The 25,433-nt window shown below is 62.6% G+C and carries 27 protein-coding genes; 22 read left to right on the top strand and 5 right to left on the bottom strand.

Annotation, left to right across the window (positions count from 1 at the left end; translation table 11 throughout):
- The first annotated feature begins 10 nt into the window (after window positions 1-10).
- The 14 genes from choW (at window position 11) to gph (ending at window position 11,123) form a co-directional block, all read left to right on the top strand.
- Window positions 11-850 (top strand): choline ABC transporter permease subunit, encoded by an 840-nt coding sequence (gene choW / locus LC343_RS00815; RefSeq protein WP_223475192.1) that lies wholly within the window; start codon window positions 11-13, stop codon window positions 848-850.
- A complete protein-coding gene (choV, locus tag LC343_RS00810; RefSeq protein ID WP_223475191.1) occupies window positions 847-1,881 on the top strand; it encodes a choline ABC transporter ATP-binding protein in 1,035 nt (344 codons plus the stop codon). The genes choW and choV overlap by 4 nt, the downstream gene beginning before the upstream one ends.
- Before the next feature lie 106 nt (window positions 1,882-1,987).
- On the top strand, window positions 1,988-3,115 hold the full coding sequence (gene apbC, locus LC343_RS00805; RefSeq protein ID WP_223475190.1) for an iron-sulfur cluster carrier protein ApbC: 1,128 nt from the start codon (window positions 1,988-1,990) through the stop codon (window positions 3,113-3,115).
- A 126-nt stretch (window positions 3,116-3,241) separates the two neighbouring features.
- The gene (locus tag LC343_RS00800; RefSeq protein WP_223475189.1) at window positions 3,242-3,478 is read left to right on the top strand and encodes an Lrp/AsnC ligand binding domain-containing protein; all 237 of its coding nucleotides are present in this window, start codon (window positions 3,242-3,244) and stop codon (window positions 3,476-3,478) included.
- Window positions 3,479-3,540: 62 nt separating this feature from the next.
- Entirely contained in the window at window positions 3,541-4,674 is a 1,134-nt protein-coding gene (locus LC343_RS00795; RefSeq protein ID WP_223476080.1) for an ABC transporter substrate-binding protein, read from the top strand.
- A gap of 64 nt (window positions 4,675-4,738) precedes the next feature.
- A complete protein-coding gene (locus LC343_RS00790) occupies window positions 4,739-5,659 on the top strand; it encodes a branched-chain amino acid ABC transporter permease (protein WP_223475188.1) in 921 nt (306 codons plus the stop codon).
- Entirely contained in the window at window positions 5,659-6,639 is a 981-nt protein-coding gene (locus LC343_RS00785) for a branched-chain amino acid ABC transporter permease (protein WP_223475187.1), read from the top strand. Before LC343_RS00790 ends, LC343_RS00785 begins: the two co-directional genes overlap by 1 nt.
- Window positions 6,632-7,381, top strand: coding sequence for an ABC transporter ATP-binding protein (locus LC343_RS00780; protein WP_223475186.1), 750 nt, complete (start codon window positions 6,632-6,634; stop codon window positions 7,379-7,381). The genes LC343_RS00785 and LC343_RS00780 overlap by 8 nt, the downstream gene beginning before the upstream one ends.
- A complete protein-coding gene (locus LC343_RS00775) occupies window positions 7,378-8,067 on the top strand; it encodes an ABC transporter ATP-binding protein (RefSeq protein WP_223475185.1) in 690 nt (229 codons plus the stop codon). The genes LC343_RS00780 and LC343_RS00775 overlap by 4 nt, the downstream gene beginning before the upstream one ends.
- A gap of 13 nt (window positions 8,068-8,080) precedes the next feature.
- The gene (locus LC343_RS00770; RefSeq protein ID WP_223475184.1) at window positions 8,081-8,902 is read left to right on the top strand and encodes an alpha/beta hydrolase; all 822 of its coding nucleotides are present in this window, start codon (window positions 8,081-8,083) and stop codon (window positions 8,900-8,902) included.
- A 57-nt stretch (window positions 8,903-8,959) separates the two neighbouring features.
- A complete protein-coding gene (locus LC343_RS00765; RefSeq protein ID WP_223475183.1) occupies window positions 8,960-9,127 on the top strand; it encodes a hypothetical protein in 168 nt (55 codons plus the stop codon).
- A 26-nt stretch (window positions 9,128-9,153) separates the two neighbouring features.
- On the top strand, window positions 9,154-9,840 hold the full coding sequence (rpe, locus tag LC343_RS00760) for a ribulose-phosphate 3-epimerase (RefSeq protein WP_223475182.1): 687 nt from the start codon (window positions 9,154-9,156) through the stop codon (window positions 9,838-9,840).
- Window positions 9,841-9,858: 18 nt separating this feature from the next.
- Window positions 9,859-10,416, top strand: coding sequence for a thioredoxin family protein (locus LC343_RS00755; RefSeq protein ID WP_223475181.1), 558 nt, complete (start codon window positions 9,859-9,861; stop codon window positions 10,414-10,416).
- Entirely contained in the window at window positions 10,413-11,123 is a 711-nt protein-coding gene (gph, locus tag LC343_RS00750; RefSeq protein WP_223475180.1) for a phosphoglycolate phosphatase, read from the top strand. Before LC343_RS00755 ends, gph begins: the two co-directional genes overlap by 4 nt.
- 4 nt (window positions 11,124-11,127) lie before the next feature.
- On the opposite strand, the gene LC343_RS00745 is transcribed toward gph, so the two are convergent.
- Entirely contained in the window at window positions 11,128-11,922 is a 795-nt protein-coding gene (locus LC343_RS00745) for an inositol monophosphatase family protein (protein WP_223475179.1), read from the bottom strand.
- Window positions 11,923-12,160: 238 nt separating this feature from the next.
- Between LC343_RS00745 and LC343_RS00740 the strand changes: the two genes are divergently transcribed.
- Window positions 12,161-12,607: an SRPBCC family protein gene (locus LC343_RS00740; RefSeq protein WP_223475178.1), complete on the top strand. Its 447-nt coding sequence runs from the start codon at window positions 12,161-12,163 to the stop codon at window positions 12,605-12,607.
- Between the two features lie 45 nt (window positions 12,608-12,652).
- On the opposite strand, the gene LC343_RS00735 is transcribed toward LC343_RS00740, so the two are convergent.
- Both LC343_RS00735 and LC343_RS00730 read right to left on the bottom strand, forming a co-directional pair.
- Entirely contained in the window at window positions 12,653-14,044 is a 1,392-nt protein-coding gene (locus tag LC343_RS00735) for a sensor histidine kinase (RefSeq protein ID WP_223475177.1), read from the bottom strand.
- Window positions 14,031-14,708, bottom strand: coding sequence for a response regulator (locus LC343_RS00730; RefSeq protein ID WP_223475176.1), 678 nt, complete (start codon window positions 14,706-14,708; stop codon window positions 14,031-14,033). The genes LC343_RS00735 and LC343_RS00730 overlap by 14 nt, the downstream gene beginning before the upstream one ends.
- A gap of 165 nt (window positions 14,709-14,873) precedes the next feature.
- On the opposite strand from LC343_RS00730, the gene LC343_RS00725 reads away from it, so the two are divergent.
- From LC343_RS00725 to cyoD, 7 genes are all read left to right on the top strand, one after another.
- Complete coding sequence (locus LC343_RS00725) at window positions 14,874-15,443, top strand: HdeD family acid-resistance protein (RefSeq protein WP_223475175.1); 570 nt, start codon at window positions 14,874-14,876, stop codon at window positions 15,441-15,443.
- A 1-nt stretch (window position 15,444) separates the two neighbouring features.
- Window positions 15,445-18,117 (top strand): bifunctional lysylphosphatidylglycerol flippase/synthetase MprF, encoded by a 2,673-nt coding sequence (mprF, locus tag LC343_RS00720; RefSeq protein WP_223475174.1) that lies wholly within the window; start codon window positions 15,445-15,447, stop codon window positions 18,115-18,117.
- Between the two features lie 57 nt (window positions 18,118-18,174).
- Window positions 18,175-18,858 carry a hypothetical protein gene (locus tag LC343_RS00715; RefSeq protein ID WP_223475173.1) on the top strand — a complete coding sequence of 228 codons (684 nt, stop codon included), beginning with the start codon at window positions 18,175-18,177 and terminating at the stop codon, window positions 18,856-18,858.
- Between the two features lie 83 nt (window positions 18,859-18,941).
- Window positions 18,942-19,814, top strand: a complete 873-nt coding sequence (locus LC343_RS00710) for a cytochrome ubiquinol oxidase subunit II (protein WP_223475172.1) — start codon at window positions 18,942-18,944, stop codon at window positions 19,812-19,814.
- Window positions 19,811-21,904, top strand: coding sequence for a cbb3-type cytochrome c oxidase subunit I (locus LC343_RS00705; RefSeq protein WP_223475171.1), 2,094 nt, complete (start codon window positions 19,811-19,813; stop codon window positions 21,902-21,904). Before LC343_RS00710 ends, LC343_RS00705 begins: the two co-directional genes overlap by 4 nt.
- Window positions 21,901-22,530 carry a cytochrome c oxidase subunit 3 gene (locus tag LC343_RS00700; RefSeq protein WP_223475170.1) on the top strand — a complete coding sequence of 210 codons (630 nt, stop codon included), beginning with the start codon at window positions 21,901-21,903 and terminating at the stop codon, window positions 22,528-22,530. Before LC343_RS00705 ends, LC343_RS00700 begins: the two co-directional genes overlap by 4 nt.
- Window positions 22,527-22,832, top strand: a complete 306-nt coding sequence (gene cyoD, locus LC343_RS00695; protein WP_223475169.1) for a cytochrome o ubiquinol oxidase subunit IV — start codon at window positions 22,527-22,529, stop codon at window positions 22,830-22,832. The genes LC343_RS00700 and cyoD overlap by 4 nt, the downstream gene beginning before the upstream one ends.
- Before the next feature lie 9 nt (window positions 22,833-22,841).
- Here the strand turns inward: cyoD and LC343_RS00690 are convergent, their stop codons facing one another.
- Entirely contained in the window at window positions 22,842-24,380 is a 1,539-nt protein-coding gene (locus LC343_RS00690; RefSeq protein WP_223475168.1) for a DHA2 family efflux MFS transporter permease subunit, read from the bottom strand.
- A complete protein-coding gene (locus LC343_RS00685) occupies window positions 24,377-25,381 on the bottom strand; it encodes an HlyD family secretion protein (RefSeq protein ID WP_223475167.1) in 1,005 nt (334 codons plus the stop codon). Before LC343_RS00685 ends, LC343_RS00690 begins: the two co-directional genes overlap by 4 nt.
- Window positions 25,382-25,433: the final 52 nt, after the last annotated feature.

Genomic DNA, 25,433 nt, shown 5'->3' with positions numbered 1-25,433 from the left:
GGGGTACTGAATGGAATGGTTGACTGACCACAAGATTCCGGTCGGCAAGACCGCGAAATCCGTGTTTGACTGGCTCCAGCACCATGGCGCCTGGTTTTTCGACGGACTGGCGGAATGGATGGAACGCCTGATCGACGGGATTCTCTGGGTTCTTCAGTCGCCCCATCCGCTGATCATCGTGGCCGTTTTCGTCGGGCTCACCTGGTATTTGCAGCGCAGCTGGAAAATCTGCCTGCTCGTCTTTCTCGGCTTCCTGTTCATCATCAACCAGGATTATTGGGAGGAGATGACGGAGAGCCTGACGCTGGTTCTGTCCTCCTGCCTCGTCTGCATGGCGATCGGCGTTCCGATCGGGATCGCGGCGGCGCACCGGCCCCGGCTTTACCAGTTCCTCCAGCCGTTGCTCGACCTGATGCAGACGCTGCCGACCTTCGTCTACCTCATCCCGGCGATCGTCTTCTTCGGCGTCGGCATGGTGCCGGGCCTTCTCGCAACCGTGATCTTCGTTCTGCCGGCTCCTATCCGCCTGACCTATCTTGGCGTGTCCTCGACACCGACGCCGCTGCTCGAGGCGGCCGAGGCCTTCGGTGCCAAGGGATGGCAGAAGCTGGTAAAGGTGGAGTTGCCCTATGCGCTGCCACAGATCATGGCGGGTCTGAACCAGACCATCATGCTGTCGCTGTCGATGGTGGTGATCGCGGCGCTTGTCGGCGCCAACGGTCTCGGCGTGCCGGTGATGCGCGCGCTCGGCCAGGTCAACACCGCGCTCGGTTTCGAGAGCGGCTTCATCATCGTCGTCGTCGCTATCATTCTCGACCGGATGCTGCATCTCGGAAAGGACCGGACATGAGCAAGGCTGTTGTTTTCGACAATGTGAGCATCGTCTTCGGTTCGGACCCGAAATCCGCTTTGCCGATGATGGACGAGGGCAAGGACCGCGCCGAAATCCAGCAGGAAACCGGTCAGGTGCTGGGCGTGCACAACTGTTCCATCGAGGTGGAGGAAGGCGAAATCCTCGTGCTGATGGGGCTTTCCGGTTCCGGAAAATCCACGCTTCTTCGGGCGGTCAACGGGCTGAACAAGGTTGTGCGCGGCTCGGTGCTGATCAATGACGGCGAGGGGATGACCAACATCACCGAAGCCAATGCCGCGACACTGCGCGACATGCGGCTTCACCGCGTCGCCATGGTGTTCCAGCAATTCGGCCTGCTGCCATGGCGCGATGTTCTGGACAATGTCGCTTTCGGTCTCGAACTCGACGGCATGGTAAAGCGCGAACGCGAGGAGAAGGCGCGCGCGCAGCTCGATCTCGTCGGTCTGAGCGACTGGGCCGATCACAAGGTTTCCGAATTGTCGGGCGGCATGCAGCAGCGTGTCGGGCTTGCGCGGGCATTCGCCACGGAAGCGCCGATCCTGCTCATGGACGAGCCATTCTCGGCACTCGATCCGCTGATCCGCACGCGCCTGCAGGACGAACTGCTCGAACTCCAGGCCAATCTGAAGCGCACGATCGTATTCGTCAGCCACGACCTCGACGAGGCGTTCAAGCTGGGCGGACGGATCGCGATCATGGAAGGCGGACGCATCGTGCAATGCGGCACGCCGCAGGAGATTATCCGGAATCCGGCAAACGAATATGTCGCCGATTTCGTCGCGCACATGAATCCGCTTGGCGTGTTGTGTGCCGAAGACGTGATGATCGACGGCGATCTGCCGGAAGATGCGCGCTCGGTTGCCCATGACACGGCCGTCGCGGAAATCATGGACATGTTCCTGTCGAACGACGAACCGCTGCTCGTGACCCGGTCCGGCACACGGGCGGGGATCGTCACGCCGAAGAGCTTCATGGCGGGACTTGCCGGCAAGCCGACGGTCTCCTGATCCGCGCCGCGGTTGCGATTTTGATTCAACAACCGCGGCCACCCCATTGGAACGTCATCGCAAATCGCCTATTTGCGAACGAGAGACGCAATCGAAGGGGAAGACTTTGGCTATCAGCAAGGATCACGTTCTGGAGCAACTGCGGCGGGTCAAGGGGCCTGATCTGGACGGCAACGTCGTGGATCTGGGGCTTGTCTCCGAGATCGTCATCGCCGGTTCGAAAGTCTTTTTCTCCATTACCGTTCCCGCCGAAAGGGCCGAAGAACTCGAACCGCTGCGCGAAGCCGCCGAGAAGGCGGTGCTCGGTATCGACGGTGTCGAGAAGGCCGGCGTGGTTCTGACCGCCGCAAAGAAGGCCGGCACGCCCAATCCGCAGCCGCAACCTGCGCCACAGCCGGCGCGACAGGCGCCGCCGCAGGGCGGGCTGCGCAAGCCAGCCGGCGTTCCGGGCATCCGGTCGATCATCGCGGTCGCTTCGGGGAAGGGCGGGGTCGGCAAGTCGACGACTGCCGTCAATCTTGCCCTTGCATTGAGCGGTCTCGGTCTCAAGATCGGTATCCTCGACGCCGATATCTACGGTCCCTCCATGCCGCGCCTGATGGGAATTTCCGGCAAGCCGACCACCGTTGACGGCAGGACGCTCAAGCCTATGGAGAATTACGGGCTCAAGGTGATGTCCATGGGCTTCCTCGTTGAAGAGGATACGCCGATGATCTGGCGCGGGCCGATGGTGATGTCGGCGCTCAACCAGATGTTGAAGGAAGTCGAGTGGGGCGAACTCGACGTGCTGGTGGTCGACATGCCGCCCGGCACGGGCGATGCGCAGCTGACCATGGCGCAGAATGTGCCGCTTGCCGGGGCCGTCATCGTCTCGACCCCGCAGGATCTTGCGCTTATCGACGCCCGCAAGGGCCTCAACATGTTCCGCAAGGTCGAGGTTCCGGTGCTCGGCATCATCGAGAACATGAGCTATTTCATCTGTCCCGACTGCGGATCGCGCCACGACATCTTCAGCCATGGTGGTGCGGGCAAGGAAGCGGAGCGTCTGGGTGTGCCGTTCCTCGGCGAGGTGCCGCTGACGATGGATATTCGCGAGAAATCCGACGCAGGCACGCCCATCGTCGTTTCCGATCCGGAGAGCCCGCATGCGGCGGTCTATCGCGATATCGCCCGCACGGTTCAGGAGCGCATCGGCGCGACGGCGCAGTCCGCCCCGTCGATCGTCTTCGACTAGGCAGGCAATCCGTTCGAGGAAAAATGCTTCAAGCTTGAAACTTCTCGGTTGCTTTTGTGATTTCAATCTTCAAGGATAGGGCCAAGCACAGCCTGTCCGCGCCGGGCCACGTCAGGGGAACGTTCCATGAATTGCGTATTTGTTCAGTTGCGGTGTCGTCCGGGCAAGGCCTACGAGGTCGCCGACAGGGTCTATGAGCGCGAGATCGCGTCAGAGCTCTATTCGACAAGCGGCGACTATGACCTGCTGATGAAGCTGTACATTCCAAGTGACGAGGATGTCGGCAAATATATCAACGACCACATTCTCGACATCGAGGGCATCTCGCGCTCGCTGACGACACTCACATTCAAGGCGTTCTGACGGCGGTCCCCCAAGGGCCGCCGTTTCCGCTTCAAATCACAACCGGGAGGCAACACATGAAAATGATAAAGAGCACACTGGCCGCAGTGGCGATGTTGGCGGCGACGACGGCCGCCTACGCGGAACCGGTCAAGGTCGGCATGATCACGACCCTTTCGGGCGGTGGTGCCAGCCTCGGCATCGATGCGCGCGACGGTTTCATGCTGGCGATCAAGAATTCCGGCAATTCCGACGTCGAGGTCGTCATCGAGGACGACCAGCAGAAGCCAGATGTCGCGGTTCAGCTCGCCGACAAGATGATCCAGTCGGACAAGGTCGATATCCTGACCGGCATCATCTGGTCGAACCTCGCCATGGCGGTCGTTCCCGCAGCGGTGGCACAGGGGAAATTCTATCTGTCCGTCAACGCCGCTCCGTCGCAACTGGCCGGTCCGGGATGCGACGCGCATTACTTCTCGATTTCCTATCAGAACGACAATCTGCACGAAGCCGCCGGCGCCTATGCCAAGGAAGCCGGCTACAAGAACATGTTCATCCTCGCGCCGAACTATCCGGCGGGCAAGGATTCGCTGTCCGGCTTCAAGCGCTTCTATGACGGTGAACTGGCCGGCGAGATCTACACGCAGCTCGGCCAGACCGACTATGCCGCCGAAATCGCACAGATCCGCGCTTCCGGCGCCGATGGCGTATTCTTCTTCCTGCCGGGCGGCATGGGCATCGCCTTCATGAAGCAATACGCTCAGTCGGGTGTCGACACGCCGTTGATCGGGCCGGCTTTCTCGTTCGACCAGAACATCCTTCAGGCGGTCGGCGACGCGGCGCTCGGCGTCAAGAACACCGCAAACTGGTCGAAGGACATCGACAACGAGGCCAACAAGGCATTCGTGGAAAGCTACCAGGCCGAATATGGCCGGCTGCCTTCTGTCTATTCATCCTATGGATACGATACGGCCAACCTGATGCTCTCCGCACTGGACAAGGCGTCCGTCTCCGATGCCGATGCCTTCCAGAAAGCGCTCGAGGAAGCCGATTTCGACTCGGTTCGCGGCAAGTTCTCCTTTGCCTCCAACCACCATCCGATCCAGGACATCTATGTGCGCGAAGTGGTCAAGGAAGGTGACATCCTGACCAACAAGATCGTCGCCACCGCGATGACCGATCGCGACAACGCCTATGTCGGCGACTGCAAGATGTGATTGACATGGCGCGGGCCGGTTCGCCGGCCCGCTACCGCATTCCAGCCCCCGGGACGGCGTCGCCGTGAGCGCAGCCCTTTTAATCGAACAGGCTCTCAACGGGCTGCAATTCGGCGTCATGCTTTTCCTCATGGCGGCGGGATTGACGCTGATCTTCGGCGTCATGGGGCTGATCAATCTCGCCCACGGTTCCCTCTACATGGTCGGCGCTTTTGCCTGCGCGGCGGTTGCGACCGCCACAGGCTCCTTCTGGCTGGGTCTCGTGGCGAGCCTCGTCGCCGCGGCGCTTGCCGGCGCGATCATGGAGATCGTCGTGATCCGTAGGCTCTACCGTCGCGATCACCTCGATCAGGTGCTTGCGACATTCGCGCTGATCCTGATGTTCTCCGAAGGCACGCGCTGGCTGTTCGGCTCGTTCCCGCTCTATCTTGATGTGCCCGAAATTCTCTCTGGCGCTGTGGCGCTGCCGGGCGGGGTTCAATATCCGCTCTACCGGCTGGCCATCATCGTTGCCGGCATCGGCGTTGCGATCCTGCTCTTCCTGCTGATTGGCCGGACGCGGCTGGGAATCCAGATCAGGGCGGGCGAGGCGGACCGGGAGATGATCGCCGCGCTGGGCGTCGATATCAAACTGCTCTACACGGCCGTTTTCGCGCTCGGTGCGGCGCTTGCCGGCTTTGCGGGAGGGCTGGTCGGCACGATCCAGTCTGTGCAGGTCGGCATGGGCGAACCTGTGCTGATCCTGGCTTTCGTTGTCATCGTCATCGGCGGTATCGGCTCGATCAAGGGCGCCTTCATCGGTGCGCTCCTCGTCGGTATCACGGATACGCTCGGGCGTTTCCTTCTTCCGGTCTTCTTCGGAGCCTTCATGAACGCATCGGATGCGACCGCCGTCGGTTCGGCGCTGGCCTCCATGCTGATTTACATCCTGATGGCGCTTGTGCTCGTGGTGCGGCCCGGCGGGCTCTACGGGGCGGGCACCTGATGTTTCGCGAAACGACGGTCAACACCGCGCTTGTCGCGATCCTCGTCGCAGTGCCGCTGGTAGCCCAAGCGGCAGGCGAGCCCTTCATCATCACGCTGGCGACCAAGGTGGCGATCTTCGCGATGGCGGGCGTCGGCCTCAACATCGCGCTTGGCTATGGCGGGCTGGTGTCATTCGGCCATGCCGCCTTTTTCGGAATCGGCGGTTATGCGGCTGGCATCCTCGCCAGCCACGCGCAGAGCTACACGCCGCTCATGACATGGCCTTTCGCGATCGGTGGCACGCAGCAGATGCTGATCATCTGGCCGGTCGCGCTTGCCGCCTCCGGGATCGCGGCGCTGGTGATCGGCGCGCTCAGCCTGCGCACGAGCGGCGTCTATTTCATCATGATCACGCTCGCCTTCGCGCAAATGGTCTTCTATTTCGCGGTCTCCTGGCCGGCCTATGGCGGCGAGGACGGGTTGCCGATCTATGTCCGCGACAAGTTTCCCGGACTGAACACGCTCGATCCGCTGCAATTCTTCGCCGTCGCCTTCGCCTGCTTCCTGCTGGCTGTTCTGGTTTCTGTCGTGCTGTCGCGCTCGCGCTTCGGCCTTGCGCTGCAAGGCGCCCGGCAGAATGTCGAGCGAGTGCGCGCCGTCGGGATCGATCCCTATCGCCTGCGTCTCGTGGCATTCGTCATCTCCGGCATGATCACCGGGCTTGCCGGCGCGCTCTATGCCGATCTGAACCGCTTTGTCAGTCCGTCGATGTTGTCCTGGCAGACATCGGGCGAGATCATGGTCTTCGTCATCCTGGGTGGTGTGGGCCGGCATTTCGGGCCTCTAGCAGGCGCGGCGCTGTTCATCCTGCTGGAACACGAACTCGGCAGCGTCAGCGAGTACTGGCAGTTTCTGCTCGGGCTCCTGCTTCTCCTCGTCGTGCTCTTCGCCCATGGCGGGCTGATCGGCGTCCTGACAAGGAGGCCGCATCGTGACTGATCCGGTCCTCGAAATTCGCAAGCTGACGAAACGGTTCGGCGCGCTCACGGTCAGCGACGGTATCGATTTCGATCTTCGTCCGGGCGAGATTCATGCGTTGATCGGTCCAAACGGGGCCGGGAAGTCGACCTTGATCAAGCAGATATGCGGGGAGTTACACCCGGATGCCGGCGCCATACTGTTTTCCGGGCGCGACCTGGCCGGCGAAGGGTCGGTGGCGCGGGCGCGGCGCGGTCTGGCGCGGACCTTCCAGGTTTCCTCCGTCGCACCGGAATTCACGGCGCTGCAGAATGTCGTCCTCGCGGTTCAGGGCGCGAGCGGCGCGACCTTTCGTTTCCTTCGTCCGGCACTTGGCGATGCGGCGCTGACCGGGCCGGCACGCGCTTTCATGGAGCGCGTGGGCCTTTCGGGCCGGGAGAACGTACCGGCTTCGATCCTGTCGCATGGCGAAAGGCGTCGCCTCGAGCTGGCGATGGCGCTGGCGATGGAACCTCGCGTCTTCCTGCTCGATGAACCGATGGCGGGGCTCGGGCCGGAGGGGTCGCAGGAGATGACCGCGATCCTTTCCGACCTGCGCCATGAGGCGCCGATCCTGCTCGTGGAACACGATATGGACGCCGTCTTCACGCTGGCCGACCGGATCTCGGTTCTTGTTTACGGGCGCATCATCGCGACCGGCACGGTCGATGAAATCCGCGCGAATGCCGAGGTGCAGAGCGCTTATCTGGGAGACGACGCATGAGCGCGCTCCTGGAATTGTCCCGCGTCACCGCCTTCTACGGCGAATCCCAGGCTCTGTTCGGTGTCGATCTTCAGGTCGGCGAAGGCGAGGCGGTTGCGCTGATGGGGCGCAACGGCATGGGCAAGACGACGACCATCCGCACCATCATGCGCATGCTGCGCCATAGCGACGGCTCGATCCGCTTTTCGGGCAGGGACCTCGGCCCGCTGGCTTCGCACCGCGTCGCGCGCGCGGGGATAGGCCTCGTGCCCGAAGGGCGGCGGTGTTTCGCCCCGCTGAGCGTCGAGGAGAACCTTGTTTCTGCAGCGCGATCCGGACCATGGGACATCGCCGCGGTGACGCGGCTGTTTCCTCGATTGGGCGAGCGTCTGTCTCAAAAGGCAGGGCTGCTCTCCGGCGGTGAGCAGCAGATGCTCGCGATCGGCCGCGCTTTGATGACCAATCCGCGGCTGTTAATCCTGGACGAGGCGACAGAAGGGCTTGCCCCGGTCGTGCGGCAAGAAATCTGGGCGGCGATTCGCGACCTGAAATCGGCAGGGCTGTCGATCCTCGTCGTTGACAAGTCTATCCGCGAACTCGCTTCCGTCGCCGACCGTTGCGTGGTTCTGGAAAAGGGTGAGAGCGTGTGGGCCGGTGCGACCGGTGACCTGACGCACGATGTGACCGCCCGCTATCTCGGCGTGTGAGGAGGCCGTATCGATGACTTTGTTTCGTGTCGAGGATTGGGATAACGCCTACGCCAATGGTCCGAACATCGCCGGTGGTGAACGCTGGCCGGATGCCTGGACCGGGCCGGCGGAAGACTTTCGGCGACTGGCCGCGAAGAAGTCGACCACGGACATCGCCTATGGCGAACACCCGCGCGAAACCATGGACCTGTTCATGCCGGACGAAACGCCCAGGGGACTCTTCGTCTTCGTGCACGGCGGTTTCTGGATACGGTTCGACAAGTCGACATGGTCGCATTTTGCAGCGGGCGCGTTGGCGTGCGGCTGGGCGGTGGCCATGCCGTCCTATCCGCTCTGTCCCGAGGTGCATGTCCGCGAGATCGCCCAATCCATTTCGCGCGCGGTCGCCTTGGCATCGGCGCGGATCGACGGGCCGATCCGGCTGGCGGGGCATTCCGCCGGCGGGCAGATCGTCGCCCGGTTGCTATGTGGCGGAACAGGCCTTCCGGACACTGTTCTGGATCGTATCGACCGGGTCATGCCGATCTCGGGCGTGCATGATCTGAGACCGATGATGCGGACGCAGTTGAACGACACGATCGGGCTGGATGCGGCGGAGGCGAGGGCGGAAAGCCCGGCGTTGCTGGAACCGGTGGTCGATGTGCCGGTTATCTGCTGGGTTGGCGCGGGCGAGCGGTCGGAGTTTGTGCGCCAGAATGCACTGCTCGCCAATGTATGGCGTGGCCTAGGCCTGGCGACCGAGTGCGTCGAGGAGCCTGACAGGCATCATTTCGACGTGATCGACGGTCTCCGTTCGAGCACGTCACCGATGTCGCGGGCATTGTTTGCCTGAAACGGCCTATAGCGACGAACGCGCCCTGCAATATCTGAGGATGGACGCGAAAAAGCGATGGCCGAGTTACAACGATTGGGAATATCGAGCTATTGCCTGACACTGGATCCGGAGGCGGATCGATATGTCGCGCGCATATTCGGGTTGAACAACTATACAATCAGCCGCCAGGTGGAACGCCTGCCGGACAAACTGCCAAGCCTTTTTGCCAACCTCACCAGGTAGGCAATCCCGATCGGAGGACCTTCGCCATGGCATCCAAAACCCTCATTGCACCGTCGGTGCTTTCGTCCGACTTCTCGAAGCTCGGCGACGAGATCGAGGCGGTCGTGCGCGCCGGCGCGGACTGGATTCATCTCGATGTCATGGACGGGCATTACGTTCCCAACATCACCTTCGGTCCGCCGATCATCAAGGCCGTGCGCGACCGGACCGACAAGGTGTTCGACTGCCACCTGATGATCGAACCCTGCGATCCGTTTCTAGGCGCGTTCGCCGATGCCGGATGCGACATTATCACCGTTCACGCGGAGGCGACGAAACATCTGGACCGGTCGCTTCAGGCGATCCGCGATCTGGGCAAGAAGGCCGGCGTGTCGCTCAATCCGTCGACGCCGGAAAACGTGATCGAATATGTGCTGGACCGGCTGGATCTCGTCCTGCTGATGACGGTTAACCCGGGTTTTGGCGGGCAGGCCTTCATACCGTCGGTTGTCGAGAAGACCCGGCGGATCAAGGACATGATCGGCGACAGGCCGATCGATATCGAGATCGATGGCGGCGTGACGCCACAGACCGCGCCGCTGGTCGCTGCCGCCGGCGCCAATGTGCTGGTGGCCGGATCTGCCGTCTTCAAAGGCGGCGAGGTGGCGGCTTATGCCGCGAACATCAAGGCGATCCGCGAAGCTGCCGACGGTGCGGTCCGCGCCGCCGCCTGACGGACAAGGAGCGTTTGAATGGCCTCGGTTCCACCGATTTGCGATTTTGGTTGGAAGGCCGTCGATGCGCGGCTGATGAGCACGGAAGGCCGACCCTTCTCGATTTTCGATTGCGCCGGGCCGAACGGGCTGGTGGTCGCCTTCATCTGCAATCACTGCCCCTATGTGAAAGCGGTGATCGACCGTGTCGTGCGCGATGCGCGCGATCTCGAGGCGCTCGGTATCGGCTTCGTCGCAATCAATTCCAATGACGCCGACGCCTATCCGGCCGATTCCTTTGAGCGGATGAAAGACTTTGCCGCCGTGCACGCCTTCTCCTTCCCGTATCTGCATGACGAGGACCAATCCGTTGCGCGGGCCTATGAGGCGGTTTGCACGCCGGACTTCTTCGGCTTCAACAGTGATATGGAGCTGCAATATCGCGGCCGGCTCGATGCTTCGCGCAACAAAGCTGGCGATGCCGACCTGCGCCGCGATCTTTTCGAGGCAATGCGCGGGGTCGCCGAGACGGGCGAGGGGCCGCGCGAGCAAATCCCGTCCATGGGCTGTTCGATCAAGTGGAAGGAAACGGCATGAGCTCGCACTTCGCGCAGGGCGGCGACCGATGCGGCTGGCCGCAGGTCGTATTGTTCGATCTCGACGGGACGCTGATCGACTCGGTGCCGGACATCGCGGCGGCGGTCAACGACCTCCTCGCCACCGAAGGCAAGGACGCCCTTTCGGTCGACGAGGTGCGCATGATGATCGGAAACGGCGTGCGCAAACTGGTCGAGAGGGCCTTTGCCGCCCGCGACATCGTACTCGAAGGCGATACGCTCTCCGCCATGACGGATCGCATGATGGGGATCTATGGCAAGCACCTCACAAACGAAACCACGCTGATGCCCGGTGCCGAGATGCTGGTCACGGCCTATGCGCGGGCCGGCGTGAAGATCGCGGTCGTCACCAACAAGCCGGAAGGGTTTGCGCGTACGATCGTTGAGCATTTCGGGCTCGGCGGTTCGGTCCACGCGATCGTTGGCGGCGATACCGGCCCCGCGCGCAAGCCGGCGCCGGACATGCTGCTACATGCGCTCGAGTTACTCGGTTTTGGCGCGCATAGGGCACTGATGGTCGGCGACAGCCCGGCCGACATCGAGGCGGCGAAAGCGGCTCCGATGGCGTCGATCGCGGTACGTGGCGGCTACACGACCGTGCCCGTCGACGAGCTTGGCGCGGATGTCGTCATCGACGATCTAACGCAGGTGCCACAGGCGATCGAGCGCTTGAAGGAGCCGGTGTGACCGGTCACAATCCGTAGGCGTCGCGCGCAATGGTTTCCAGATGCGGATAGACATTCGCTCCGCCTGCGATCACGACGGTTCCCTCCGTGACGACGGTGGCCGGGTCCGTCGGCATGATCCGGCCGCCAGCCTCCTCGATCATCAGCAGGCCGGCGATGCAGTCCCAGGAATTCATGTGCTGTTCGATATAGCCGAGCAGACGGCCCCCGGCGACATAGGCGAGCATCAGCGCGCCTGACGCATTGCGGAAGAACACGCCACCTTGTGCGAGAAGATCGGTGATCGCCTGGATCGCGGGTGCCGTTTCCTGTCGGACGGCGGCGAAGCCGATCGCCACGGATCCTTCCGAGAGCGAACTGGCGGCGGTCGTGCGTATCGGCTTGCCGTTGACGAACGCGCCCTTGCCGCGTTCCGCCCAGAATGTCTCGCCGGAGCATGGCTCGCAGATCACGCCGATTTCCGTCACGCCTTCTTTCGCGCAGGCCAGAACAACGCACCAGGCCGGGATGCCGCGCACGAAATTCGCGGTTCCGTCAATCGGGTCGATCACCCAGACGCGGCCGCTGGTGCCGGCGACCGGCGCATGCTCTTCGCCGACGATCCCGTCTTCGGGATAGGCCTTGGCTATTTCTCCGCGCACGAAAGTCTCGACGTCCCTGTCCGCATTGGAAACGAGGTCCTGATGACCCTTGCTTTCGATGGTCAGCGTGTCGAGTGAGCGGAAATGCGAAAGGCCGAGTTCGGCGGCCCTGCGGGCCAGGTCGATGGCAAAGACGAGGCGATCGGAGCTGTCGGTCATGGGATCCGTTTCGGGCAGTTGGGACGGCGGAATGATGCGCCCCAGCCCATATCCGGTTTTCTGCCGAATGCAAAATGACGGTCGGATCGCACCAGCGGAGCGGCCGCGCGCTCAATCGGGACGAATACCGGTGCGCCGGAAGGCGCTGTTTTTCCGGCCGGAGATTTCAGTGGTTAAACATGTGCGGGTGACTGTGCTACAAGGCCGGTCCCGCCGTGGAAAATCGAGGAACCAGCCCATGGAAATGAAAGACGAAATCCGGATCGAAGCCCCGCGCGACCGCGTCTATGAGGCATTGAACGATCCGGAGGTTCTCAAGGCCTGCATTCCCGGCTGCGAGGAACTCGAGAAGAACGCGGATGACGAACTGGAAGCGAAGGTGACGCTGAAGGTCGGGCCGGTGAAAGCGAAGTTCGGCGGCAAGGTGACACTGGACAAGAGCCAGGCGCCGGAGCGGTTCTCGCTGGCCGGCGAGGGGAGCGGCGGCGTCGCCGGTTTCGCCAAGGGCGGCGCGGACGTCGAACTGGAGGAAGACGGCGACGCGACCATATTGCGCTACACGGCGAAAGCCGATGTCGGCGGCAAGATCGCCCAGCTCGGCAGCCGCCTGATCAGTTCCACAGCCAACAAGCTGGCTGGCCAGTTCTTCACGAAGTTCAAGGAAGAAGTCGAGGGAGACGGCTGAGCCGCGCTTTCGGGCCTGTGCCGATCGACAGTCGCGCAAATGGTCTCAAGTTTCAGACGACTGCTGGTTTGAAGCGACCGGCAGGGTTACCTCGACGATCAGGCCTGGATGGTTGTCCTTGAGCGTGACGCTTCCCCCATGTTTCTCGACAATCGCCTGCACGAGGGCCAGACCCAAACCGCTTCCCGGTTTTGTCCGACTGGGATCGAGTCGGTGGAAGGGTTCGAAAACGCGCTGCTTCGCGTCATCGGGAATTCCGGGTCCCGTATCGGCCACCGTGAGCCGTATGTGTCCGTCCGTCCGGCGCAGTTTCGCCTCGATCCTGTTGCCGGCGGCGCCGTGGGTGACCGCGTTCTGTAGCAGGTTTACCACCAACTGCTGCAGCATCTGGGCGTCGCCCGTGACCCCGTAGTCCTGCCCGGCATCTGTCTCGAACGACAAGCTCTGGTCCTCATCCTCCGCAATCAGGGCGAAGGTCTCTGTCAATTCGGCTGTCAGGGCTTTCAGATCGACATGGGCGGTCAGATGTTCTTCCCCGGTTGCTTCGATCCGGGACAGTTGCAGGTACGATTCGAAGATGACGCGCATGTTCTCAAGCTCGTCCTGCGTGTCGGCGAGGGCTTCGGATGGATCTTCGTCCCGGTCCACCATCTCCATGGCTTTCCCGAGCGAGAGATAGGCGCGGCCCAGCGGCGATTTCAGATCGTGCGCGGTGGCGGCGGCCGTGTTGCGCGTTGTGGCGATCATCCGCGACAGCCGGTCCAGATGCAGGTTGATCTCCCGTGCGATCCGGTCGATTTGCGTCGATCCGCCGTCATCGGAAATCCGGGCCGCCATGTCCCCGTCGCTGGCTTTCGACAAGGCGGTTTCGATGTCCCGCAATCGCCGGAGGCTCTTGTTGCTGAGAAAATACCCGAACGACAGCATCGTCAGCACGATAAGGAATCCGCTCAATGCCAGGGTTCGGAAGATCAGGACTTTCGTGCGGTCGAGCAGGTCGAGACGTTGTCCGATGACGAGGACGCCGTCACCCAGCGGGCCGGAAACATAGACGTATTCATGGCTGATATCGTCCGGCGAGGCGAGGGCATGGTCCAAAGGGCCGACCTGCAGGCCCTGGCCCTCCGGCCGTGTCAGAAGGTTTCCGGCGATGACATCGTCTTCCGGCCCGAAAAGGGCCGCGGCGTGATGCCCGTTCGTTGAAACGCGCGCGACCTTCTCGATCGTCGCGGTCACGTGGCTCCTGCCTTCGTTCGCGTGGTCGGTAGCGATGATGTTCCAGCGCTGCTGCACATCGTCGCCGAGTTCGGCGATGAGGCTGCGCTCGACATAGACCAGCGCCGCCCAGCCACCCAGCACGAGCACGACAACGAACGCGAAAGCGGATCGCAGGACCGCCGAAAACGCGGCGCCTGAAAGGACGTCACCGCGGTCCATGCATCGAATACCCTGTATTGCGGATCGTGTGGATCAGCGGTGTGCCGAACGGCTTGTCGATCTTGGCGCGCAATCGGCTCATATGCGTCTCGACGACTGTGGTGTTGGGCTCGAAATTGAAGTTCCACACCCGCTCCAGCAGCAATGTGCGGGTCACGACCCGGCCGGCATTGCGCATGAGGATTTCCAGGATGGTGAATTCCTTGTTGTGCAGCTCGATCACGGTGCCCTGGCGCATGGCGGTGCGTGACAGAAGATCGAGTGTCAGGTCGTGCACCTTCAGGACTGCATCGGCGGATGTCTCGGTCTTGCGGCGGACGATCGCATCGATGCGGGCGACAAGTTCGGAGAAGTGGAACGGTTTGGTGAGGTAGTCGTCGCTGCCTGCCGCGAGACCTTCGACACGGTCATCGACCTGTCCGAGCGCTGTCAGGAAAAGAACCGGGATGGATTTCTTCGAGGCCCTGAGCGCCTTCAGCACCGACAGCCCGTCCATTCCCGGCAGCATGCGGTCGAGGATCGCCAGATCGCAGTCGTTATAGAGGCAATAGCTGAGCGCGTCCCTTCCATCGGCGACGTGATCGACGGAATGGCCGTGTTCGGACAGGCCGGCGACGATGTAGTCGGCCATCTTGGCATCGTCTTCGGCGAGAATGATTTTCATCGGCGTCCAACTCCTTGCGGCCATCTAACGAAAATCTGCCCCCTTGTGCCAGCGAAACGGCGTTCTTTGCATGGATGTAAGATTCGCGTGAGTTTCGGGCGATGGCGCGCGCGTAGTGCTTTCTCGTGCCCGATGGAACGTTGCGGGCGCAACGGAGAAACACCAATGCAAACTCATCCGAACGATCTGAAAATCGCGTTGCCTCCGGATGCCGGTCGGGCAGGCTTCAAACATTTGGGCCTGGTCGGCATCATCCTTGCGGTGCTTGGAGTGCTCGCCATTCTACTGCCTTCCGTCGCAACCTTCGGGGCAGAGCTTCTGGTGGCGTGGATGCTGACCCTGTGGGGGGCTGTCGGCCTCTGGTTTTCGTGGGCAATTCGGCCCGCGCCGGAATGGCGCTACGGTGCCGCGGCATTTGGACTTCTGTTTGTTCTCGGTGTCGCACTTGTCCTGTTTCCGCTGGCGGGCATCGCTGCGCTAACCGTCCTGATGATGCTGTCTTTCCTGATGGAAGGTGTTCTCTCCATCCTCTTCGGGCTACGCAGCAGCGCGCATGTCTCAAACTGGGGGTGGCTCGTGTTCAGCGGCCTGTGTTCCTTCGTCGCCGGCATCGTGATCCTGTTTGGTTGGCCCTGGACTGCAAGCTGGACGCTGGGCCTGATGTTGGGTTTGAACTTTCTCTCGACCGGCCTTTCTCTTGTCATGTTGTCAAAATCGGCATGGGCCGAGAATTGACATGAACGCCAAGACCGGACGCGAATTCAGCGGAAATTCCGCAAAAGAAGAGCTCCAGCGATCGCCCTTCGCCAGGAACGCGTCGATGGCCGCCGCCGAGACGCCGACAAGACTGTCCCGGGTGATCCGCGCGTTCGAACACCCGGCAGTCAAGATCGCGGTTCCCGTCATCATCGGCATCCTTGCGGTGTTCGTGCTGCACAAGCTGGCCAGCCATGTGCGGTGGGTCGACGTGAAAGCCGACATCGCGGCAGCGCAACCGGCTGTGCTTCTTGCCGCGCTAGCCTGCACCGCACTGAGCTTCGTCGGCATCGCAGCCTACGATTTTCTTGCGATGCGCGCCGTCGCTCCGGGCAGGATGCCCGCGCGGGTATCGATGATCGCCGGGGCTGCGGGCTATGCGATATCCGGCTTGCTCGGGGTTTCGTATCTGACGGGTACGGCCGTTCGCTATCGGGTCTATTCCGCGTTCGGGCTGGATCTGGTCAAGATCACCGCGATTGTCGCGATTTCGTGGTCGGGCTTCGTGTCCGCGCTGGTCCTGGGGTTCGGAGCGCTGCTGGCGCTTCACCCTGCCGGGTTGAGCGCGGTCATCAATGTTCCACCTGCGCTCGAGACCTCGCTTGGACTTGTCCTGCTTGCCGGGTTCGGCGGGTATCTGCTCTGGTTGGCCTCGGGCAAAAGGCAGGTGAAATCGGGCGAATACAGTGTCGATCTGCCGGGGGCAGCGCAGGCTGCCGGTCTGACGCTGGCGGGTATCCTCGACGTTTCAGGTGCGGCCCTGACGCTCTATGTGCTGATGCCGCCCGACCTTGTGCCGAATATAGCCGTGTTCGCGACGGTTTTCATTGCTGCGGTCGGGCTCGGGATCCTCAGTCACGCGCCCGGCGGGCTGGGCGCGTTCGAAGCGACCATCATCGCCGGGTTCGGTGCCTCCGGTCGCTCGGATGTTCTGGCCTCGCTGCTGCTCTATCGCCTGATCTACACCGTCCTCCCATTCGCGGTCTCAGCGTTCGGCCTCGCCATCGCTGCTGCACTGGCCAACAGGGGACGGCTTCAGGTTACATCGAGTGTCCTTTGGCGTGCCCTGAAACCCGTGGTGCCGATCCTTGCGTCAGCGCTCGCCATGCTTGCCGGCATCGTCCTGCTGGTCTCCGGAAACTTGCCTGCCGAAGGCAGCCGGCTGGATATCCTGCGCGACGTCGTTCCGCTGGGCGTTATCGAAGCCTCTCATCTTGCCGGAAGCCTCGCGGGCGCTTTGCTCGTCGTCGTGGCGGCGGGGCTCTACCGCAAGCTATACCGCGCGTGGCTGTTTGCCATGGCGCTTATTGGCGTCGGTTTTGTCGCATCATTGGCCAAGGGGCTGGACTGGGTCGAAGCCGTGTCCATGGCCGCAACGCTCGTGACATTGGGGCTTCTTCGCCCCGCCTTCTATCGCGCCGAAGAAGTTTCGCTCTTTCGACTGGATCGACGGTGGATCCTCAGCATCCTCGTGCTGGCCGCGGCGATCCTTTGGATCGGGTTCTTCGCCTATGACCATGTCGAGTACCGGAACGCCCTGTGGTGGCAGTTCAGCTGGAACGGCGATGCTTCGCGGTTTCTGCGGGCCAGCCTGGTTATGGCGATCGTTCTGGTCGTGGTGGTGGTCAACTCGCTCATCAACCACCGTCCAGCGGTTCGCGAGACGCGCGAGATCCCCGATGTTGTGAAACAGCTGGTGGCGCAAAGCGAGGACACCGAAGCCAATATTGCCCTGACCGGGGACAAGCAGTTCCTTGTGTCGGACGATGAAACCGCCTTCATCGCCTATGCGGACACGGGCACATCGTTGATCGCCAATGGCGATCCCGTTGGCGACAGGAAAGCTGGAGAAGCCCTGATCTGGGCGCTGCGGGAACGCGCCTATCGGGCCGGCAAGCGGGTGGCGTTCTACGCGGTATCGCCGGACTACCTGCCGACCTATCTCGATCTGGGGCTATCGATCCTCAAGATCGGCGAGGTCGCGCGGGTGAATCTGCAAGGCTTCACGCTCGATGGATCAAAACGCAAGGATCTACGGCAGGCGCGCAATCGTGCCGGGCGCGACGGCTTTGTCTTCGAGGTGATCCCGCGCGTCGAGCTGGACCCGATCCTGCCGGATTTGCGAGCCATCTCCGATGCCTGGCTCGCGCGCAAACAGGGTGAGGAGAAAGGCTTTTCCCTCGGGGCCTTCACAGAGGACTACATGCGCAATTTCGACGTGGCCGTGTTGCGCGATCCAGAGGGCCGGATCGTCGCCTTTGCCAATCTGTTCCAGGGGGCCAATCGGCACGAACTCTCGCTCGATCTCATGCGCTATCTGCCCGACGCGCCGCATTTCGCCATGGATGCGTTGTTTGCCGAAATGATGCTCTGGGGCGCGGCCGCGGGCTTTCGCTGGGCCTCGCTGGGGGCAGCACCCTTCGCAGGCGTCCAGAACCGCAAGCTTGCGCCATTGTGGAACCGCATCGGCGGCTTCATCTACGAGCATGGCGAGCATTTCTACCGGTTCGAGGGGCTGCGGGCCTACAAGGAAAAGTTCGACCCGGTCTGGTCGCCGAACTACCTCGCTTGCCCGGGCGGACTGGCCGCGCCGAGAATCCTCTATGAGGTCAACGTGCTGGTCTCCGGCGGGCTTCGCGGCCTGATGAAGTAGGGAAGTCTGCGGATGAACGTCAAATCCGAGACCCATGCCTCCCGGACAGGCGCGAAGGTGATCCGATGGCTGCCGTTCACGCTCGCCTTTCTCGCGGTGATGCTGGTGGCCAATGCGCTTGCCGGGACGTTTTCAGGGCAAATCGATCCCGATGCGCTCGCCACATGGGGCATTAGCGTGGACGCCATCCGCGGCGGCGATCCGTTGCGATTTGCCACCGCCATCTTCCTCTCGCACGATCTGCCGATGTTGCTGCGCCAACTTCTCTTCGCGGCCATCGTGATCGGTGCCGCGGAATGGCTGTGGGGCAGTTGGCGCACCGCCGGGCTGTTCTTTGGCATCGATATCACCGCGACCGTGATCCTGCTGGCCACCGTAGCCCTGATCCCCGGCCTCGCTGCGCTCAAGGGGGTCACGGATGTCGGCATGTCTATGGGAGGGTTTGGGTTGATCGGGGTCTTGGTCGCCTCAACGCGGAAAGGTGTATTCGGGCTGATCGCTGTCCTTGGCTTCGTGGCGGCGAAATATGCGATCGCGCCGGATCCGCTTGCGGACGGGGGTCATGTCATCGCTGTGGTAATCGGCTTTGGCATCGGTCTTTGCGGATCGCGGATCCCTGGCCTTGCCAATGAACCGGAAACCGTCCAGCAATTGCCTGTGTTTGGTCGAGCAGGTTGGCACTCCGCCGAACGGCGTTCCGAGAGGTCTGCCGAGGCGAGGCAGCAGGACGAAAAGCGATGAAATTCCGGCACCTATCCAGGATTGTCTCGTTAGCAGGCTGCCTTGCCCTTTCTGCGTGCAGCGGGACGCAGGACACGTTCCTGTTGCCGGGCGGGCCCATTGCGGCGGCGCAACGCGCGGAGCTGATCAAGATCCTCGGTTGGACGATGATCGCGATCCTGCCTGTCTTCATGCTCGTGCCCGTCTTCCTGTGGCGCTACCGGTACCGAAACCGCAACGCGCGCTACACACCGGACTGGGACAGGTCTTGGCTGCTGGAGGTGCTCATGTGGGGTGTGCCGCTGGTCATCGTGGCGGTTCTGTCGACGCAGCTCTATCGCACCACCCACGCGCTCGACCCCTATAAGCCCATCGCGTCCGACAATCCGCCGCTTCGCGTCGAGGTCGTTGGCCTCGACTGGAAATGGCTGTTCATCTATCCCGATCTCGGCATCGCCACGGTCAATGAACTGGCCATTCCGGAGAAGACGTCTGTCGCGCTCGACCTGACGACCGACACGGTCATGCAGTCCTTCATGATCCCGGCGCTGGCGGGGCAGATCTATGCCATGCCCGGCATGCGTACGAAGCTGCACCTCCTTGCCGACGCGCCCGGGCGCTTCGAGGGCGAGAACACCCAGTTCAACGGCACCGGGTTTCCGGCCCAGAAGTTTCAGGCCATCGCGATGACGCAGGCCGCCTTCGACGCGTGGGTTGCCAAGGTCAGGGCGGGTGGTCAGCCGCTGACTTCCGATAGCTATGCCGTGGTTGCCGAAGCCTCGACCGGGGCTGAGGCGCAGAAGCGGCTTGATGCGCAGACACTGCCCGCGGGCGTCATCCATTTCGCGACGGTCGAGGACGATCTCTTCAAGACCGTCCTGCACCGCTACATGCATGGAACGCCCGTGCCGCCGTCCGCCCAGCCCGGCGCGATCGGCTATGACCCGCAGGCCGCGACAGGGGAGCAAGACCGATGAGCAACGCGATCCTGGGTCGTCTCGACCTCTCCTCCCTGTCCATCTGGCGGGCCATCGAGAACCCGACCGGCAGCGAGTTGATCGGGGCGGGGGCAGCAATGCTGGTGATCGTTGGGGGGCTCGCCGCGGTCATCCTTCTGACCTGGTTCCGCCTCTGGAAGCCACTCTGGCGCGACTGGCTGACGAGCGTCGATCACAAGCGGATCGGCATTATGTACTGCGCACTGGCGCTGATCATGCTGGCGCGCGGCGTCATCGAGGGCGCGCTGATGCGAACCCAGCAGGCGTTCGGCCTGCATGGCGGTTTCCTTGCGCCGGATCACTTCTCCGAACTGTTCAGCACCCACGGCACCATCATGATCTTCTTCGTCGCGATGCCGTTCATCGCCGGCGTGATCAACTACGTCATGCCGCTCCAGATCGGGGCGCGGGACATGGCATTCCCGGTGATGAACCAGATCAGCCTCGGCCTGACGGCGACGGGGGCGGCGCTGGTGATGATCTCCCTTGTGCTGGGTGAATTCTCCACCGGCGGCTGGGCCAATTACCCGCCTTACACCGGCGGGGATTTCCAGCCCGGTCCCGGGCCGGACTACTGGATCTGGGCCATCGTCCTTGCAGGCATCGGCACAACGCTGTCGGGAATCAATTTCGCCGTAACGATTTACAAGGAACGCGCGCCCGGTATGGATTTTTTGCGCATGCCGATCTTCTGCTGGACCGTCATCTGCACCTCGATCATCATGGTTTTCGCGCTGCCCCCGCTGACCGTGGCGGCACTGATGCTGGCTGCCGACCGGTATCTCGACTTTCATTTCTTCACGAATGATCTCGGCGGCAACATGATGAATTACGTCAACCTGTTCTGGTTGTTTGGCCACCCCGAGGTCTATCTGCTGGTCATCCCCTGCTACGGCATTTTCTCCGAAGTCATCTCGACCTTCTCGGGCAAGCGGATCTACGGCTACATGTCGATGGTCTATGCAACCATGTCGATCGCAGTGCTCAGCTTCTGCGTCTGGCTGCATCACTTCTTCACCATGGGGCAGAGCGCCAGCATCAACGTCGCCTTCGGCATCGCCTCGATGGCCATTGCGGTGCCCACCGGCATCAAAGTCTACAACTGGATGGCGACCCTCTTTCGCGGACGGGTCCGCATGACGGTGCCGATGATCTACGCGACCGGGTTCTTCTACCTATTCGTGGTCGGCGGCCTCACCGGCGTCATGCTGGCCAATCCGGTGATCAGCTTTCAGGTGCACAATACGCTGTTCCTCGTGGCGCACTTCCACAACGTGATCATTCCCGGCGTGCTGTTCGGGCTCTTGGCGGGGTATCACTACTGGTTTCCCAAGGCCTTCGGCTTTCGCCTGCACGAAGGCTGGGGCAGGGCCGCCGCGCTGTTATGGATCGCCGGGTTTTCGTTCACCTTCCTGCCGCTCTACTGGCTGGGACTTCAGGGCATGCCGCGCCGGTCGGTGACCTTCAGCGATCCCGCATTCCAGCCCATGATGTGGCTGGCGCTCTTCGGCGCGGCGCTGATCGTGTCTGCGCTCGGCTGCATTGCAGTCCAGCTATGGATCAGCATCCGCAAACGCGACCAGCTGGCGGTACCGCTTGGCGATCCATGGAACGGGCGGTCGCTGGAGTGGTCCATCCCGGCTCCGCCACCTGCCTATAATTTCGCGGTGCTGCCGCAGGTCTGCGCGCGCGACGACTTTGCCGAGGCCAAGGCGGACGGCCGCGCCTATAGAGCCCCGGGCCAGTACGAAGACATCGAGATGCCGGACAACACCGCCATCGGCATGATCGTCTGCGTCTGCGCGACCTTGCTGGGGCTGGCTTTGGTCTTCTGGATCTGGTGGCTGGCGATCTTGTCCTTCGCGGCGATGATCCTCGCCCTGATCGGTCGCACCTTCCGTGTCAATGCCAGGCATGTCATCCCCGCCGCCGAAATCGCCGCGGAACATCGCGCCTGGCTTGCACGGATCGAGGCCGCTCCGGCGGTGGACCGGCTCGAAGAAACCCATGAACGCAATTTGGGCCGCGCCGTTCTCGAACAGCCCGGACGGTTGGAGGCTGCGCAATGAGCACCCCGAACCTTCATCCCGGACTGAACCTCGGCACACGGCACGGCGCCGCGCATGAAGGGGCGGAAACGATCGTCTTCGGGTTCTGGATTTTCCTGATGAGCGATCTGGTGATCTTCGGGCTGGTCTTTGCCTCCTATCTCACGGTCGCCAACCCGATGGGCATGGCGGGCGGCCCCGGTCCGGCCGATGCCTTCGACCTGCGCAGCGTTTTTATCCAGACCATGATCCTGCTCACCAGCAGCCTGACCTTCGGCTTCGCCACGCTGGCGATGCGGCATGAGCACGGGCGCAGAGCGATCGCGGTCTGGCTTGGCGTGTCGCTGCTCCTGGGTCTCGGATTCCTTGTGATGGAGCTGCGCGACTTCGCGCATATGATCGAGGTTGGCGCGGTGCCGCAGCGCAGCGGTTTCTGGTCGGCCTTCTGGGGCCTTGTGCCGCTTCACGGGCTGCATGTGGCCATAGGCTGTCTGTGGATCGTGGTGATGCTGGTGCAGATGGCGGTGCTGGGTTTGATCCCGGTCGTCAAGACGCGATTGCTGAGGCTGGGGCTCTTCTGGCACTTCCTCGACCTGATCTGGGTCGCGATCTTCTCCATCGTCTATCTCGGAGGGCTGATGCCATGACCGATCCCGACCATCGCAGCGAAGCGCGGCTTTACCTTGCGGGCTTCGGGCTGGCGCTGACGCTGACCCTCATCCCCTTCGGGCTTGTGCACTGGCGGCTGATGCAGGGCAGGGCGCTGGCGATCACGATTGCGGTCCTCGCCGTGGCGCAGATCGTCGTGCATCTGCGGTTTTTCCTGCACATCAATCTGTCGCGTCAGAAACGCGAGGATCTGCAGCTGATCCTGTTCACCGTGCTGCTGCTGGCGATCATGGCGTTCGGTACGCTGTGGATCATGGGCAACCTCGCCACCCGGATGTAGCCCGCTCCCTCAGTGCGCCATGGCCGGGGCGGCATTCGCGGCCGGCCGTTGCAGGATCAGCACCACGGGCAGCATCAGAAAGGCCGCGATCCCGGTCAGCAGGAAGGCGTCCTGAAACGCCAGCAGGCTGGCCTGTTGCTGGACCTGCCCGGCGATCTGCGCGGCGCCCTCGGCCGAGGACGGGTCGAGGTTCAGCGGCGCAAGCCAGGATCGGGCAGCCGCGTCGAAAGGCGTGATACCCGAGGCCAGTGTCGCGTAGTGGTACTGCATCCGGCTGGCGACCTGCCAGCCGACCAGAGCGATACCGATCGATGAGCCAAGCGAGCGCGTCACCCCGTAGATGCCCGAGGCCTCGTCCTGCCGATCCGGCCCGATGTTCTGGAAGGCTAGGGTCGACATCGGCACGAAAAACAGCCCCATGCCAAGGCCCGAGACGATGCCGGGCCACGCCAGATCCCAGAACCCGGCATTGAGGTTGAGAAGGCCCAGAAGGATATTGCCCGATCCCGTCAGGATTAGCCCCACAAACAGGATTTTTCGTGGATCGAAGCGCGTGACCAGTACCGAACCGGTCAGGACCATGGAAATGCCTCCCGCGATCCCGCGCGGGATGAAAAGGAATCCCGCATCCAGAACCGGATAGCCCAGCAGGCCCTGTACAAACAGCGGCAGGATCGCGATGGACCCGAACATCGCCACGCCGAAGCCCATGATCGCCATATTCGCCCCGGCAAAGCTGCGGTCACGGAAGAGCGAGAGGTCAATGATATTGTCCTTTTTGCCCCACCCGCGCAGAACGAAAGTCGCGGCGCAAGCGATCATCGTGATCGCAGCCACCTGGATGAGCCTTGAGGCGAACCAGTCGCGGCTTTCTCCCAGGTCCAGCATCAGTTGAAGGCAGCCTATCGCGCCCACCATCAGCGCCAGCCCGGCCCAGTCCACCTTGATCCGCTTCGTGTCCTCTGACTTGAGCTCTCCGGACATCATGGCCAGCGCGAAAGCAGCGATCGGCAGGTTCACGTAGAAGACGGCACGCCACGAGAAATACTCGGTCAACAGCGCACCGAGTGTCGGCCCCAGCACCGGCGCGACAACCACGCCCAGGCCGAAAAACGCCATGGCCTGCCCGCGTTTCTCTTTCGGGAAGCTTTCGAAGAGGATCGACTGCGACAAGGGGATCAGGAAGGCGCCGAAGATGCCTTGCCCAAGGCGGCAGGCAACCATGATCTCGACACTCCACGAAAGCCCGCAAAGTGCCGAGAACGCGGCGAAGCCGACGATAGCGGAGATGATCAGCCGCCGCCCTCCGATCATGCGAACAAAAAAGCCGGTGAGCGGCATGACCACCACCGAGGCGACGATGTAGCTGGTGAGGATCCAGACCGTCTGGTCGTTGGTGATGCCGAAGGCGGCCTGGATCTGGGGCAGCGCCACGTTGACGATGGTGCTGTCGAGCACTTCGAGCACAGCCGTCAGGACGACGGCCAGCACGATGGTCCAGCGCACCGCGTCCGGGGTTGGATTGCCCGGGGCAGAGGCGTCGCTCATTTTGCGCTGTCCAGGCCGGAAGTGTCGACGGTCGCGCTGGTGCTTGCGCCGATGCGCAACTGCATCGCGGGGTCGTCTGGAAGGCTATCGAGACCTATGCGGACCGGAAAGCGCTGCGTGACCTTGACCCAGTTGCCGCTCGCATTTTGCGGCGGCAGCAGCGAAAAGACCGCGCCCGAGCCGGCACCAAGGCTCTCGACCGTTCCGTCAAGCGACAAGCCCGGATACATGTCGATGCCGATCTTCACCGGCTGGCCGGGGCGCAGACGTGCAAGGTCGGTTTCCTTGAAATTCGCATCAATCCACCATGACCCGTCCTCGACCAGCGAAAAGAGGGGCTTGTCGGGAGCGACCACCGCGCCCGGCCTCAAGTCGAGATTGGCGATCCAGCCCGACACCGGGGCCGTCACCTTCGCCCGTGCAAGGTTGATCCTCGCGAGGGTCAGCTGCGCCTTTGCGGCGCGCACCGTGGGATTGTCGTCGCCGGGCGTTCCGGCGCGTTCGCGCGCCGCCGCGAGCGCGGCTTGTGCGGTGTCGAGCGCAGCCTTGGCCTGATCGCGCGTCGTGGTGGCCTGATCCAGCGCAGCCTGAGCGACGTCGCCCTTCTTGAACAGCTTCGCCGTCCGATCATAATTGCTCTGCGCATCGGTAAGGGCGGCCCGTGCGCTATCGACCTTGGCGGAAACCGAGGACAGGTCGGTGATTGCCGCGCCGGTTTGCTGCAGAGCGGTTTCATAACCGGCCTGTGCGGCCTCGACCGATGCCTCCAGATCGTCGGTCTCGATCCGGAACAGCAGATCGCCTGCCTTCACGTGCTGGTTTTCGGACACCGCGACCTTTTCGATCCTGCCGCCGACTTGCGGCGCGATGGTCAGTACATTGGCCTTGAGATAGGCGTCGTCTGTCGAAGGGTGGATGCGTTCGTGCTGCCACCACAGCCACAATCCGCCGCCAACGGCGACGACTGCGACTACGAGAATAATCGGCTTGAGATGTTTCATGACGGGTCCTGATGGAACGGGTGCGGACCCCGATCAGAGGGGTCCGCAGTCA

This window comes from Oricola indica (genome assembly GCF_019966595.1).
GTDB classification, from domain to species: domain Bacteria; phylum Pseudomonadota; class Alphaproteobacteria; order Rhizobiales; family Rhizobiaceae; genus Oricola; species Oricola indica.
The sequence above is the reverse complement of the archived record's forward strand: the minus strand, read 5'-3'. Positions and strand labels throughout refer to the sequence as shown.

Coding starts and splice junctions, on each gene's coding strand:
- LC343_RS00730 (WP_223475176.1), bottom strand. CDS start 14,708: ATGAAAATCATTCTCGCCGAAGACGATGCCAAGATGGCCGACTACATC.
- LC343_RS00725 (WP_223475175.1), top strand. CDS start 14,874: ATGCAAACTCATCCGAACGATCTGAAAATCGCGTTGCCTCCGGATGCC.
- choV (WP_223475191.1), top strand. CDS start 847: ATGAGCAAGGCTGTTGTTTTCGACAATGTGAGCATCGTCTTCGGTTCG.
- LC343_RS00770 (WP_223475184.1), top strand. CDS start 8,081: ATGACTTTGTTTCGTGTCGAGGATTGGGATAACGCCTACGCCAATGGT.
- cyoD (WP_223475169.1), top strand. CDS start 22,527: ATGACCGATCCCGACCATCGCAGCGAAGCGCGGCTTTACCTTGCGGGC.
- LC343_RS00690 (WP_223475168.1), bottom strand. CDS start 24,380: ATGAGCGACGCCTCTGCCCCGGGCAATCCAACCCCGGACGCGGTGCGC.
- LC343_RS00795 (WP_223476080.1), top strand. CDS start 3,541: ATGATAAAGAGCACACTGGCCGCAGTGGCGATGTTGGCGGCGACGACG.
- LC343_RS00735 (WP_223475177.1), bottom strand. CDS start 14,044: ATGGACCGCGGTGACGTCCTTTCAGGCGCCGCGTTTTCGGCGGTCCTG.
- LC343_RS00740 (WP_223475178.1), top strand. CDS start 12,161: ATGGAAATGAAAGACGAAATCCGGATCGAAGCCCCGCGCGACCGCGTC.
- LC343_RS00705 (WP_223475171.1), top strand. CDS start 19,811: ATGAGCAACGCGATCCTGGGTCGTCTCGACCTCTCCTCCCTGTCCATC.
- LC343_RS00700 (WP_223475170.1), top strand. CDS start 21,901: ATGAGCACCCCGAACCTTCATCCCGGACTGAACCTCGGCACACGGCAC.
- LC343_RS00765 (WP_223475183.1), top strand. CDS start 8,960: ATGGCCGAGTTACAACGATTGGGAATATCGAGCTATTGCCTGACACTG.
- LC343_RS00775 (WP_223475185.1), top strand. CDS start 7,378: ATGAGCGCGCTCCTGGAATTGTCCCGCGTCACCGCCTTCTACGGCGAA.
- LC343_RS00785 (WP_223475187.1), top strand. CDS start 5,659: ATGTTTCGCGAAACGACGGTCAACACCGCGCTTGTCGCGATCCTCGTC.
- LC343_RS00755 (WP_223475181.1), top strand. CDS start 9,859: ATGGCCTCGGTTCCACCGATTTGCGATTTTGGTTGGAAGGCCGTCGAT.
- rpe (WP_223475182.1), top strand. CDS start 9,154: ATGGCATCCAAAACCCTCATTGCACCGTCGGTGCTTTCGTCCGACTTC.
- LC343_RS00685 (WP_223475167.1), bottom strand. CDS start 25,381: ATGAAACATCTCAAGCCGATTATTCTCGTAGTCGCAGTCGTCGCCGTT.
- mprF (WP_223475174.1), top strand. CDS start 15,445: ATGAACGCCAAGACCGGACGCGAATTCAGCGGAAATTCCGCAAAAGAA.
- choW (WP_223475192.1), top strand. CDS start 11: ATGGAATGGTTGACTGACCACAAGATTCCGGTCGGCAAGACCGCGAAA.
- gph (WP_223475180.1), top strand. CDS start 10,413: ATGAGCTCGCACTTCGCGCAGGGCGGCGACCGATGCGGCTGGCCGCAG.
- LC343_RS00745 (WP_223475179.1), bottom strand. CDS start 11,922: ATGACCGACAGCTCCGATCGCCTCGTCTTTGCCATCGACCTGGCCCGC.
- LC343_RS00800 (WP_223475189.1), top strand. CDS start 3,242: ATGAATTGCGTATTTGTTCAGTTGCGGTGTCGTCCGGGCAAGGCCTAC.